The sequence below is a fragment of the Croceibacterium salegens genome, from assembly GCF_009827435.1.
GTDB classification, from domain to species: domain Bacteria; phylum Pseudomonadota; class Alphaproteobacteria; order Sphingomonadales; family Sphingomonadaceae; genus Croceibacterium_B; species Croceibacterium_B salegens.
In genome coordinates, this window is the sequence record NZ_WTYM01000042.1 from 1 (window position 1) to 13,085 (window position 13,085).

A 13,085-nucleotide genomic window follows, 5' to 3' on the forward strand; every position below is an offset into this window, starting at 1 on the left:
GTGTTCTTCGACCCCGAGAAGAGCGTGACGGTCACTGGCGTGGTCACCGCCTTCCGCTTCACCAACCCGCACGGCACGATTGCGCTCGACGTGACCAATCCCGACGGAACTGTCGAGCACTGGCGCGGGGAGACCAATGCCCCGGTGATCCTCGTCCGCCGCGGCTGGACGCGCGACATCATCAAGCCGGGCGAGACCGTCACCCTCACCGGCTGGCCCTCGCGCGACGGCAAGCCCTACATGCGCGTTTCGGCGGTCACCGACGCCAACGGCAAGTCGATCGGAATCGCCCCGTTCGGACGGCAGGACCAGAGCTGATGCGGCTTGCCCTCGCGGCGCTTGCCGCCATCGCCATTACCGCCCCGGCGCTCGCCGAAGACGCCGGCCACCCCGACCTCTCGGGCTACTGGAATGCCCCGTTCCGCGGCTACCCGATGCCCGACGACCTGAAGGCCAAGCTGCCGCCCGATACGGTGGTGCTGGAAGATACCGGCGCGGCGGAATTCCCGCGCGGGGTCTACGGCGGGCTCAAGCTGACACAGAAGGCGCTCGATCGTGCCAGGGACTGGCAGCCGACCGACGACATGACCATCGCCCGCGTCTGCCAGCCGCAGTCGATCATGTACACGGTGCAGGGCCCCTTCCCCTTCCAGGTCATCGAGGCTCCCGGCCTGATCGTGTTCCGGTACGAGTACTACGACCAGTACCGGCTGATCTACACCGACGGCCGCGGCCACCTGCCGGCCGCCGCGCCGCACACCAAGATGGGCGATTCGATCGGCCACTGGGAGGGCGACGAACTGGTCATCGACACCACCCACCTCGCCCCCTCGACCATCACCAACAACGGTCTCGACCATTCGAGCGAGGCGCACATGGTCGAACGCTACCGCCTCGCCGACGACGGCAAGTCGCTCGAGGCGACGCAGTGGTTCGAGGACCCCGAAATGCTCGAAAACCACGGCGCCCGCTACATTAAGTGGACTCGCGGCAGCGACTACATCTACCCCTACGACTGCGACCCGACCTTCGCGCTCGAATACCAGGGCAAGGATGCGCCGGAGGCGGCTGGGAAGCCTGCGGGGAAGTAGTTTCCGCACGATTGTCGTCATTGTCTGCATGGGCACTGTCGGACGATGTTGTCGGAGCAACTGAACCGGCCGGTCAGGGGTCGAGTTTCCCTATCTGGTCGATCCGAATTTTGCTGAATTTTTTGACCAGACTCTGCCGATCCTGGAACTTGTTCAGCGGCAACAGCGAGGCTGACAGTGGCACCACTCAAACCTTAGAATCTAAGGTGCAGTTGCTCATACAGCAGCCAGAATACCCAAGCTGCGCGTGTGCAGCCGCCATAGCCGATATCTATCGTTTGTCGGCCGCCCTCTCAACCGGCAGAATTGCTTGAGCTCAGTAGGTTATTGGCCATAACCAGCAATTGCCTATCTAGTTCACTCCGCTCCTCACGCGTCATCCCGCTCATCATCGCTTCGAAGAACCGCCTGCGCTCAGCCTTGACTCTATTAGCAAGACGCAATCCTTCCCGAGTGGGCGTGATGATGAGCTTCTTGCCGTGATTTGGGTCCTGCTTGCGAAAAATGAGACCAGCACGTTCCAGCTTGACCAGGGCCCGGCTGATTTCCGCGCGATCGATCTCTCCGGCCTGGCCGATCTCGCTGGCGGTGCAGGGTCCGATGCTGGTCGCGATGGCCAGAAGCCGCCATTCGGCCAGCGATAGGCCGAATCGTTTATCCAATGCCTTCTGCGTTTCGCGGTCAATCATCCGCGCAAGCAGGAGCAGCCTGTAGGGCTGATGGTCTTTTCCGAACAGATGCCAGACTTTGGGGATCACAACGGCAAAGCGGTGCCGACTCCAACGTGCAAATGCAAGCTCCAGTTATTGACTCGTCAATACTGCGGCCTCATTGTCAGATGCTGATTGAAGGACATCCGTTTGCACCGGCGGTCGAACAAGTTCGCACAATCGGTGGATAATGGTTGCCAAATGGGAGGGGAACTATGAGCAAATGGGTATCGTGGAAGTCATTTTCTGGTCTGCCTTTGCTGACCGTAGCAGTGGCCGTGCCGGTCCATGCACAGGAAGAAAATGAGCAGCCCCGCGATGGCGAAATCATCGTCACGGCGCAGTTTCGTGAGCAGCGCCTACAGGATACGCCAATCGCGATCACCGCGGTTGACGCTGCAACTCTGGAAGTGAAGAGCCAGACCGACCTCGCCACCGTTGCAGACAGCGCTCCAAACGTTCAAATCCGCCCACAGACGGCGGCGTTCGGTCCATCAGTCACCGCATCGATCCGGGGCATCGGCCAGAACGATTTCAACCCAGCCTACGAACCGGGCGTGGGTATCTATATCGACGACGTTTATTATCCGTCGCTGACTGGCGCGATCTTCGACACGCTTGACCTCGACCGGATCGAGATCTTGCGCGGTCCACAGGGGACGCTATCCGGACGCAACTCGATCGGCGGCGCCGTCAAGATGTTCTCGCGCCTTCCCGACGGCGGCACGTCGGGAATGGTCGAAGCTTCCTATGGTTCGCGCGATCGCATCTCGCTGCGAGCGTCCGCCGAATTTCCCATAACCCAAAACCTCTTTGCGCGTATTTCGGGCGTTTCCAAGCGCCAGGACGGCTACGTGGATCAGCTCGATTTCGGCTGCGTCTATCCTGCTGGTGGCGGTGACACATTCATCAATGCCAACGGCGTCGCGGAGCAGATCAACCCGGCTGGCGGTGAAGCGCGGGTCGTCACGACTGACAATTGCCGTGTCGCGAAACTGGGCGGCACCAACTATGAGGCCGGGCGCGCAATCCTGCGCTGGGAACCGACAAGTGCGTTCGACTTCACCCTGATTGGCGACTACACCGACCAGAACAATACGGTTGCCGGTCAGGTGCTGGAGGCCACACTAAAGAAGACCAACCCCAATATCCTGACGCCTGCAGGTCTGCCGTTCGATGACCGCTTCATCTGCGGCCGGTTCTGTAACTTCCAGGTCGACGGTAACGCCTTTGGTGGCCCGTTCATTCCTGTGATTCCGGGCGATCCGTTCGGCGCTGGCGGCACCATCTTGCAAGCGACCTCCGGCTCCAATCGCACGACTTATCGCGGCTGGGGTGTTTCCGGGCAAGGCAACCTCGAACTGAGCGACATGCTGACGCTCACCTCGATCACCGGTTACCGCGAATTTGACACGCAGTTTTTCGCCGACGGCGATCTTTCTCCGGCTCGCACGGGGTTTGGCATCAACAATCTTTCCAACTGGAGCTTCAGCCAAGAACTGCGCTTGAACGCACAACTGGCCGACAGCGTCTTCGTGACAGTCGGCGGATATTACTTCGAACAATCGTCGGTCTATGATTCAACGCAGGACCTGCGCTACGTGGCACCCTATCCGCTGCAGTTCCGCCAGCCAGACACGGTTGATGCGGACGCCAAAGCTGCCTTCGCGAACATAGGCTGGGAAATCCTACCTGATCTCAATCTCAATGCCGGCATCCGCTATACCAAGGAGTCCAAGGATCAGAACTACTATCGCTACAACTTGGATGGCACGATCAACGGCTTCCTCGACCCCATCGGCGTTTGTTACGGCGAAGGCTACGACGGACCGGACACCGCTGACTGCAACCATAACGGCAACACCGCCGAAGTGGTCCGCGCCCTGACGGGCGGAGTCGCCTCATACAAGGGCGACAAGGTCGATTACCGGGTCGCACTTGATTATCGCTTCAGCGATGCCGTTCTCGTTTATGCCTCGGTTGCGACCGGCTTTAAGGGCGGTGGGTCAAATCCGCGACCCTTCAACGCCTTCCAGCTGCTGCCCTTCGGGCCGGAATCGTTGACCGCGTATGAGATCGGCATGAAGACCGATCTGTTCGACCGGCGGGTACGGTTCAATGTGTCGGCCTTCCTCAACAAGTATTCCGACATTCAGTCGACCGCCAGTCCGTGCCCGAATGTTCCGCCAGCCTATGCTACGCCCTCGGCCTGCCGGATCAACCTGGGCAGTGCCGACATCAAGGGCGTGGAACTCGAGCTTTTTGCAGAGCCGATCGATGGTCTCACAATCGACGGCTCGCTCAGTTATCTCGATTTCCAGTATACCGAGGTTAACCCGGCCGGGGGTGCGACGCTGGACGACCCGGGAACCGGCATGCCGCCCTGGAAGGCATCGTTCGGCGCTCAATACAGGATCGAACTGGGCAATGCGGGATCTTTGACCCCGCGCTTCGACGTTTTTTATCAGGATGAAACTTTTGCCGGTTTCCAGGGCACAGGCGCAAACCGCATGGTCCAGATCCTGCCAAGTTTCACGACGGTGAATGCCCGACTCACCTGGCGCAATGTTGAGGACGACCTCTCGGTTGCGCTGGAAGTGACAAACCTCACCGACGAGTATTACTTCTACTCGGTGTTTGACCAGCGAGCGAATAACGGCGGACGGATCGTCACACCGGCACGTCCGCGGGAATGGGCGATCACGGTCAAGAAGAACTTCTAGGTCAAACGAGGACAAGCGATTCGAAGTGCGCTAGACGGTCACGGATCGGGAGCCACGAGCTGAAATTGGCTCGCTAGTTACCCTTTTCGTGACCGTTGCCGACTGAGCAGGCCAAGGCCGCTAGTCGTCCTCGTCGGGCGAACGCCGACACGCCAGCCCTCGGCCGCTCGACGCCGTGCATTACATTGAATTACGAGCAGATTCCCTTCCCGAGCGCTATTCTTCGGCCGCCTCTTCGGTCCAAGGTGAGATTGTGTAGTATGGTGCTTGGTAAAACCCCGCAACGACCGCGGCGATACAGCCATCGGTGACCTTGAAAGCTTCGAGCAAGCCCCAGCTCTGAGGTTCCTGGAAGATCGACTTGGTCTCCGTCCCGTCGGTCAGCTTGTACGTGTCGAGCACGCCCTTGTGGTCGATGAACCCGCGCCCGAGCGCGATTTGGCGCGCCTCGTCCACCAGCACGATATCGCGGCGAACGCGGTTGTTGAACAGGTAGCGGCCCGATTCGAAGCCCTGCTTGATGTCGTCAAACATCATCATGTTCTCGCGACGGGTGGCATGTTCATGGAAGCAGGTGCCGCGGATTTCTCCATCGTTATGCTGGAGTGTGTCGAAGTAGCCGTTGGCGTGCGCGGCGAGCTGGGCGCGCGTAAGGCGCTTGGCCGGCGGTTCGACCCGGTCGACCGTCGGATCGTAGGCGAAGTCTTCGATCTTGCCGATCGGCGTCGGCGGACTCGACAGGTTGCGCGCGGTCGAGATGATGTGCTCGGCCTCGGTAATCTTGCCGTCCACTACCTTGAAACGCACGGTCAGGAAGCCAGGTACCGCGCGCTGGCGGATCGGCGTGAAGATCGCTGCCTGCCCGGTGACCGGATCGGAAATCGTCAGCACCGGTCCAGGCATCTCGGTGACCGTGTCCCAGGTGCCGTCGGGGAACGGCATTTCGACGTTGTTCTCGGTGTAGCGGACTTGGGCGGCAAACGGCGCCTTCGAGAGGTCATGTGCGAGGTAAGCCGCGCGGTATTGGTCGGCGATCTCTTCGAGGCAGGCCTTGTTGCAGCTCCCTGCCGCGCTCGCAGTGGTGCACCCGGCCAGCGCCAGCGCGCCAAGCGTTCGCTTCACAGTGATCTGCATCCTGCTCTCTCCCCCGGACCTGTCGTCAGGTCACTTCGTAAAAGTCGATCGTCGTGCTGCGCCCGTCAGCGGCGAGCTTGCCGCTACCGATGAAGAACAGGCCGAGCACCCAGCCGTGCTTGCCGCGCACGTCGGCGTCTACCCAACTGGTCACCCGGTAATATCCGTCGGGTCGCAGGTAGCCGGTGTTGTAGAGGTAAATCCACTCGCCGTTCTCGTCGCGCATCAGCAAGTGCGCGTTGATGTCGATCACCCCGTCGGATCGCCCGAGCGAGTATTCGCCGGTGCCGTCGGGATAGAAAGTGCCGTTGATCTTGCCCTTCACGGTACCACCGGTGACCTTGCGGTAGATCCGCTCTCCCTTCGGCCCGCCGATGACCACTGCCGGGTCGTGCTTGATCGTGACCGAGAAAGCCGGCTCGAAGCCGAGCTCGCCGATGAATTCGGCGTTGTGATCGGCGGGGACGGAGAATTCGCGCGGCCCCATCACAACACCTCGTAATAGGTAAAGACCGTGCGGTCGGGATCGGTCCGCCTGAGGCCGTGGCCGATGAACAGCGTCGAGTTCATCCAGTTGTAGGCGCTGTCCGATGCCGCCTCGAAGAATGGCGAGGTTCGCATCCTCAGCGGAACCTCCGAGTCCGGCGGAGCGACAAAATCCTGCTCGAAACTGCCGTCTGGCTTCACCGGGCCTACCTTGCGGTTGACCAGCTCGACCGGGTCCTGGCCTTTCCGCTTCATGTAACCGCGGTTGCGGATGTAAATTGGTGTGCCGTCATCGGCCTGGAACATATAGTTGGCATCGAGCGGACCGCCTCCTCCGCCGAAGTCGGCACCACCATAGGGAACGACGATGCCCGACAGCCGCGGTCCCCAGATTTCCCCGCCTATGGCCGGCACGAAGGCGCGGCGAAAGGGCGAATCGATCATCTCGCGTTCCTTGAAAAACACGCTGACCGAAAAGGCATAGCGCGCCTTCAGGCCGCCCGAGGGCGATTGCACGACCACGTCCTGCGCTCGCGCCGAGCCGCTGGCAGCTACCAGTACGCCGCCCGCGGCCGCGCCCTTGATGAGTCCCCTGCGATCGATCATGCCCCTGCCTCCCTTTCCCCAAGAGCAAGGTCCTCGGCGTTCCACCAGTAGCCGTGCACCTGGGTCGAGGCGCGGAATGGCAGGTAGACCCTGGCGACTTCCTCCAGCTTGCGCGCATCGACGACGATCAGTTCGGTCCGCATCTCCGCAAGGTTGGAAGCGGTTCCGATCAGGTAGCCGTCGCCCTCCTCGCTGCTCCCGCGCCGAGGGACAAAGGTCAGTTCCTGCAACGAGTGCGTTTCCCCTGCGAAGAAGCTCTTCATCACTCCGTCCTCGAGGTCGAACCTGGCGTAGGAATTGACCGGCGCGCGGCCGACTTCCCCGCCCCGCTCACGGTCGAACGGCTTGGTCGGATCGGCGAACGTGCTGAAGGCATAACGTTGCGGCAAAGTCGTGTAGCGGTGGTCGACTTTGCCGAGATCGACGATCGGGGTGTCGAACAGAGTCTCTTCACGCCAGGAGTCGTCCTTCGAAGACAGGTCGAAAGTATAGCGGCGCACGAAGCCCTTCGCCCGGCTCGGGTCCCAGGGGCTGCCGTCGATATTCGGGAAGAATGGAAAGAAGTTGCCGTCGTAGAACGGCGCCAACAACGTCACCTTGTTGCCGTCGCTCTGGGCATTGAACACGTGCATGAAACACCGTTCGGGACCCTTGAACCACCTGAGATCACTGCCGTCTCCATCTCGCCGCATGATGCCGATCATGCTCGGGCGGGTGCGGTCCCACTGCCAGTGGATCTTGCCCGCCTTCAGCTGCTCCATGTCGGTGTAGTAGCAGGCAAACGGAATGATCACGTGTTCCTGCGTCAGCGCGTAGTCGTGGATGAGCGAGACGTAGGGCTGCTTGATGCGAATCTCGTGCTTGACCTCGCCGTATCTGTCGACGCGGTAGAAGAACACGTCGTCGCTCGCGAGGCCGGTCGCCTCATAGCCGAACGCGTACATGTCGCCGGTCAGCGGGTCCCACTTGGGGTGCGCGGTGAAGGTCTCGCTCTTCCAGCCACCGCCGAAGTCGTGGAAGGCGATAGTGTCGAGCGTGACCGGGTCGATCTCGATCGGCAGCGCGTCTTCCTTGAGCGTGAACAGCTTGCCCGCGTGGACCATCGGCGCGGTGTTGGAGACGGTGCCGTTGACGCCCTTGGCCGCCGGATCGTCGGTAAACGGATTGCGGTAGAGTCCGAACAGGTTGCGGCCCGCAGCGAGGTTCGCCTCGTAGCGCGGGGTGCGCACGTACTTGCCCTGGTAGGATACCCGCCCGCCCTTGAAGCGGAACTTGGAAATGTAGCCATCCGAATGCAGCGGCGCGTCGTTCGGCAGCAATGGCGAGTAGAGGAACTCGCCGCCGACGCGCATGAAGACCCCGTCCATGTCAGCTGGGATCGTGCCGGAAACCTCGCAATCGGCAATCTCGCACTCGAACCTCTGCGGTGCGAAGAAGCCCTGGTCCAGCGTACCCTCGAAAATCTGTACCATTTGCTCGCTCTCCCATTGCAATCGAAGGTGTTCAGGACTCCGGCAGCCTTCAACCCCATCCGTCCGGCACCATTTGCGATTCTCTGCGGGCACCACGATAGCCCGCGGGTCTACGATAGGCGGGCAGGTGTCCGGTTGGGTCAGTCAGCAATGCGTCGTTGAAATAGGCAAAATGAGGACCGCGAGCGGATAGCGCGGGTACCCGGTCGACTGCCAACGCCCCGATCGGCAGTCCCAACAAGCTTGCGGTTCCAGCCATGCCCGCCATCAGGAAGCGCCGACTGCAGAGAAAATTTTCGGTCATGCCCCAGCTCCCAAACCAAAGCGTCCTGGGTAGACCCTAACGCTGTTCCAACTGGGTCGCTAGGGGCTTGCACAAGGCATGCGAGGTGCTGTCAGGCTAATCGCAATTTGTCTCCGATTGGCAGAGACCGTCCCTATCTCGACAAGCCTCTAGCGGAGAGCGACTGCGAGTTGGCCAAGGCGACCGAGCGGCGGTCTTGTAGGTCTCTCGATTGATCAGCTGGCGTTCGGCATCGAAGTGGTTGTGGACGTTGACGTAATGCGATGCGAACTTCTGAAGCGACTTCAGTCACTTGAACCTGAGCAACCCTTTTCTCACCGTCGGATTCACCGGTGTGAGTTCTCGATCCGGTTGTTGACCGAACGTCCGACCTCCTGCTTCTCCTCGCAGCACAGCTCGCTCATTACTACCTTGTACGAGCCCAGGCCGTCGGTAGTGATCGCCTCGCGCGAGGTGTTGAAGTAGCGAAACGGGCCATCGGGTTTCATGGGGCGAGTTAGCGCCCCGCCCTGCCCTCAACTCCTTACCAGCTGATGCATTTGCTCTTACGGGACCGTTGCGGACGTTGGCGAGGACCGAGGCAAACCTCAGCGGCCGCCCAAGTTGCGCAATCGATTGCACAATAGCTCGGAGATGATAATCTCGACGAAGGGAGACGAATATGGGCCGGTTTGCCGTCTTTGCCGCATTGCTGCTGTGTAACACTCTTCCCGCTTACGGGGCCGGCCCGACAAAATGGATCGAAAGTTGGGGCACCGCCTTGCCCCTGCTCTCACCGCCGCTGCCACCCGCCGACGCCTCACCTCCTCCTGCGCCTAGCAACAGTCAGGCGAACGGAACACCGGCCGCCCGGCCTCCGAACCCACGGCGTGCACGACCACAATCCTTCCAGGACAACACCATCCGAATGATTGTGCGCACAGGCGCCGGCGGACCGGAGTTCAGGATAGAGTTTGCCAACGTCCAGGGGGGTGAGCCCATAAGGTTCGCAGCTATTCACGCAGCGCTCGCCGGACCTGCCGGCTCTATCATTCCCAGTACCGATCGCACCGTAACCTTCGGCGGACGCGAGTCCCTGACCTTGTTTCCAGGGAGCCGGGCGGTCAGCGACCCCGTGCCGCTTGCCGCTCCGCCCCTGACCGAAGTGGCTGTGTCCGTGTACCTTCCCGACGAAGTACAGGCGAATACCGTCGATGAGATCGGCCTCATGCCGACTTACATCGCGGCCGGAAATCAAACCTCGGCAGAGAGTCTTGACGAGGCCGCCGTCGCAGGCTCCTATTTCTGGTTGCGTGGGCTGAGCGTACCGACACCTGATGTCGATTCTGGCACGATCGTAGCCTTTGGGGACTCGATCACTGAAGGCTACGCTACGACCTTCGGCGCACACATGAGTTGGCCCGAATTGCTCGCAGTACGGTTGCAGAAGGACCCTGAGCTTTCGAACTGGAGCGTGGTCAACGCCGGTATTTCGGGCAATCGGGTCCTGCGAACCGGAGCCGGCGAATCCGCTCTCGCACGCTTCACCGACGACGTGCTCGGCCGACCCGGTGTGAAATGGGTCATCGTGTTGGAATCAATAAACGACATCAATTTCTCGATCATGCCTGGCTTTCCCAGGGATCAGGCGGCAACCGCCGATGAACTGATCGCCGGGCTCGACCAGCTCATCACCCGCGCGCACCTGCATGGCATAAAGATTGCCGGCGGCACTGTGATGGCGACCAAGGGACTGCCGTTCTATTCGCAGGAAGGCGAGGCTATGCGGCAGGCAGTCAATGACTGGATCCGCACCAGCGGTCGCTTCGACGCGGTGATCGACTTCGACGCGGCGACCCGCGATCCGGCTGATCCCTTGCGCATTCGTCCCGACCTTGATCCCGGCGACCACGTCCATCCCAACGACGACGGCAACCGGATCATGGCCGACACGATCGACCTCGACATTTTCCGCACCACCAAGTGAGCGCGATCATTCCTCGCAAGTGAAGCTGGCAGCACTGTTCGTGTCGCCGCCGCTGTAGCGCGCGACCTTCGGCCAGGGGCAGAGGGGGCGGGAAATACCGGGCATGCTGCTGCTGGTGGCAACGATTTGGTCCGGTGGCCTGCCCTTCTCGACCCAGTCGACGATCGCGTCGAGCATCTCGAACCTGTCGGTCGCCTCGCCGCCGCCACAGTGCAGCATTCCCGGCACGCCGAAGAAGCGCACCGCTTCGCGGCCCGGCTCGCCCGTGGCGGCTATCATCGCCTGGTACCACCGAACGATTTCCGGCGTCGACATGCCCTGGTCGGCCATACCGTTATAGACGATCATCTTGCCCTTCCGCGCGAAAGTCGAGAGCAGCGGGTTGTCGGCGTCGCCTATCCCACCCTGGTAACGGATACGCTCAAGCAGGTCTTCGACCGTGTAGGGTTGCAGTGGATCCCAATCGGGGTCCGCCGGGGTGAGCTGCAGATAGCGGAACTGGCCGAGACCGAGAGTCGAGTCCGCCGAATTGGGCTCGCCCGTCGCCGAGGTTCCCAGTTTCATGCCGCGCCAGGCCGACGAGGCGATGCCCGTGTCATACGTGTACGGGCCGTAAATATGGCGCCCGGTGGTGGTCATCGGTCCCTGGAACAAGTCGTTCAGCACCGAAACCTTCGCTTCGCTGAGGCAACCTTCCGACTGTCCTGACCTGCAGGTGAGTTCGCGCGGATGAAAGCCGCATGACTTCCAGTCGTTGATGAACCCATCGGCCAGTCCGTCGAGACCGTCGCACCTGGCGAGAACGGCCTTGCGGACTAGCTGGAGGTCGTCGTCGGTGAACGCCCTGGAATAGATCGGGCGACCCGCATCGTCCTTCGGGGAGATGCGGGCAACGACCTGCATGTTCCACACTTCGCCCAATGCGAGGCGCGAGAAGCCCATCGCCGGGTCGCCGGCAACCACTCCATCGAATTCGAGCGGTAACCGCTGCGAGGCCATGAGCGCCTGACGCCCGCCGTTCGAGCAGCCGACGAAATACGAACGGTGCGCCGGCTTGCCATAGAACTCAGCGAGGATTCGCTTGGACTCGTTGGTCACCTTGTCGAGCGCGTTGTAGGCGTAATCAATCCGCGCCTGTTGGTCGACGCCGAAGCTGGCATCGACGATCGGTCCACTATGCCCGCTGTCCGTCGAGGCGACGGCAAAGCCGCGCGCCAGCGCCGGAAGGCCCGGCGAATTTGCCAAGTTGCCGACCGCAGGCATGACCTGCCCATCGAGGCCCCCGCCGCCCTGGAACATGAAGCGGCCGTTCCATCCGGTCGGCAGGCGCAGTTCGAAGCCGATCCCGAATTCACGCTCGCCAACCCCAGTGCGCCGGTCGATGACGCCCCGGACCAGGCAATGCTCGGGCAGGTCGCGCGGTTTGGCGCCCGGCAGGGCCGGAGTCGGGCCGGGCGGCACGAGCTCAGCCCGTTCGATCAGGACTCCGTCGCGAGAGATTCCAAGCAGCGCGGCGCAGCGCTCGGCCGCCTTGCTGCTGTCCCTTGCGGAAGTCGGCGCCAGACCGATCGCTAGGGCCGTGATCGCCGCCGAAAACGCAAGAGAGCGCTTTGCTGTTCTCGCTGTTCCCGCACCCGGCAAATTCTCGGCTAGTCGTTCAAAGCGCCGCATCTGTTCTCCCCCACCTCGTTCCCGTACCTAGCTGCTCGCCATGCGCGCCAGCTCGATCGCCCCCATCGGCCCAGCCTGTTCGGCAAGCGCGGCGAGGACAATAATCCCGTCAACCGTGCGCGTATCGACATACGGCAAATATCCGCCGACGCTACGCACGGCCTCGGCGCGGAGCATCGGCAACAGGAACGAACGCTGCAGCGACACGCTGCCTCCAAGCACGATCCTGTCGGCGGACGTCGTCAGGAGAATCGTTGCGGCCAGTTGGCCGAGATCCGCCGCCACGTCGCTCCAGCGCGGATCATCGTCGGGGATCGCTTCGCCCGCCATGCCGAAGCGCGCGGCGAGCGCCGGGCCGCTGACCAGCCCTTCGATGCAATCGCCGTGGAACCGGCAATTGCCGGCAAAGTCGTCGCCACGCACGCGGCGCAGGGTGAGATGACCGAGCTCAGGGTGCATTGCCCCGTGAACGGGCTGGCCGCCGACCAGCAGGCCACCGCCTATTCCCGTGCCGATGGTAATGTAACAAACACTGTCGCAGCCTCGCGCCGCGCCCAGCCGGTACTCGGCGAGCGCTGCAGCGTTGACATCGGTGTCGATGCGGAAGGGGCAGTAAATGCCCTCCATGAGCAGCGGGCCGACTCCCGCGCCGCTCCAGCCGGGCTTGGGTGTGTCGAGGATATGCCCGAATCGCGCATTGCCTGATGCCAACGCAATCGGGCCGAAACTGGCGATCCCGATACCGGCGAGAGGCCGATCGTTGTCCCACCGGCGCAGAAACTTGTTCAGCGCTTCGAGTGTCTCTGCGGGCGCTCTCGTCGGTATCGTGTGACGGTCGATGATCCGATCGCCGTCGGAAAGAACCGCGATAGCTTTGGTGCCGCCCAGCTCGATTCCGGCAAGGCGCGCTGCTTCGGGCATG

The 13,085-nt window shown here is 61.9% G+C and carries 13 protein-coding genes; 4 read left to right on the top strand and 9 right to left on the bottom strand.

The features are described from left to right. The coding region (locus GRI89_RS10340) for a DUF6152 family protein (protein ID WP_159794863.1) at nt 1-318 on the top strand (318 nt) is incomplete at its 5' end. Then, nucleotides 318-1,091, top strand: a complete 774-nt coding sequence (locus GRI89_RS10345) for a hypothetical protein (RefSeq protein ID WP_159794865.1) — start codon at nt 318-320, stop codon at nt 1,089-1,091. The genes GRI89_RS10340 and GRI89_RS10345, both read left to right, overlap by 1 nt. Before the next feature lie 293 nt (nt 1,092-1,384). On the opposite strand, the gene GRI89_RS10350 is transcribed toward GRI89_RS10345, so the two are convergent. Continuing rightward, a complete protein-coding gene (locus tag GRI89_RS10350) occupies nt 1,385-1,849 on the bottom strand; it encodes a MarR family winged helix-turn-helix transcriptional regulator (RefSeq protein ID WP_159794867.1) in 465 nt (154 codons plus the stop codon). 167 nt (nt 1,850-2,016) lie between these two features. Between GRI89_RS10350 and GRI89_RS10355 the strand changes: the two genes are divergently transcribed. Further along, nucleotides 2,017-4,524, top strand: a complete 2,508-nt coding sequence (locus GRI89_RS10355; RefSeq protein WP_159794869.1) for a TonB-dependent receptor — start codon at nt 2,017-2,019, stop codon at nt 4,522-4,524. A gap of 216 nt (nt 4,525-4,740) precedes the next feature. Here GRI89_RS10355 and GRI89_RS10360 read toward each other — a convergent pair whose 3' ends face one another. The 6 genes from GRI89_RS10360 to GRI89_RS10385 form a co-directional block, all read right to left on the bottom strand. Next, entirely contained in the window at nt 4,741-5,658 is a 918-nt protein-coding gene (locus GRI89_RS10360; RefSeq protein WP_235913185.1) for a hypothetical protein, read from the bottom strand. A gap of 25 nt (nt 5,659-5,683) precedes the next feature. Then, nucleotides 5,684-6,145, bottom strand: coding sequence for a DUF3237 family protein (locus GRI89_RS10365; RefSeq protein ID WP_159794871.1), 462 nt, complete (start codon nt 6,143-6,145; stop codon nt 5,684-5,686). After that, nucleotides 6,145-6,750 (bottom strand): DUF3237 domain-containing protein, encoded by a 606-nt coding sequence (locus GRI89_RS10370; protein WP_159794963.1) that lies wholly within the window; start codon nt 6,748-6,750, stop codon nt 6,145-6,147. The genes GRI89_RS10365 and GRI89_RS10370 overlap by 1 nt, the downstream gene beginning before the upstream one ends. Further along, nucleotides 6,747-8,222, bottom strand: a complete 1,476-nt coding sequence (locus GRI89_RS10375; protein ID WP_159794873.1) for a carotenoid oxygenase family protein — start codon at nt 8,220-8,222, stop codon at nt 6,747-6,749. The genes GRI89_RS10370 and GRI89_RS10375 overlap by 4 nt, the downstream gene beginning before the upstream one ends. Nucleotides 8,223-8,271: 49 nt before the next feature. Continuing rightward, entirely contained in the window at nt 8,272-8,526 is a 255-nt protein-coding gene (locus GRI89_RS10380; protein WP_159794875.1) for a hypothetical protein, read from the bottom strand. Between the two features lie 326 nt (nt 8,527-8,852). Continuing rightward, a complete protein-coding gene (locus GRI89_RS10385; protein ID WP_159794877.1) occupies nt 8,853-9,014 on the bottom strand; it encodes a hypothetical protein in 162 nt (53 codons plus the stop codon). A gap of 419 nt (nt 9,015-9,433) precedes the next feature. Between GRI89_RS10385 and GRI89_RS10390 the strand changes: the two genes are divergently transcribed. Next, the gene (locus GRI89_RS10390; RefSeq protein WP_235913187.1) at nt 9,434-10,492 is read left to right on the top strand and encodes an SGNH/GDSL hydrolase family protein; all 1,059 of its coding nucleotides are present in this window, start codon (nt 9,434-9,436) and stop codon (nt 10,490-10,492) included. 6 nt (nt 10,493-10,498) lie between these two features. Here the strand turns inward: GRI89_RS10390 and GRI89_RS10395 are convergent, their stop codons facing one another. Both GRI89_RS10395 and GRI89_RS10400 read right to left on the bottom strand, forming a co-directional pair. After that, nucleotides 10,499-12,163: a tannase/feruloyl esterase family alpha/beta hydrolase gene (locus tag GRI89_RS10395; protein WP_235913190.1), complete on the bottom strand. Its 1,665-nt coding sequence runs from the start codon at nt 12,161-12,163 to the stop codon at nt 10,499-10,501. 27 nt (nt 12,164-12,190) lie between these two features. Further along, nucleotides 12,191-13,084, bottom strand: coding sequence for an ROK family protein (locus GRI89_RS10400; protein WP_159794883.1), 894 nt, complete (start codon nt 13,082-13,084; stop codon nt 12,191-12,193). Nucleotide 13,085 lies beyond the last annotated feature (1 nt).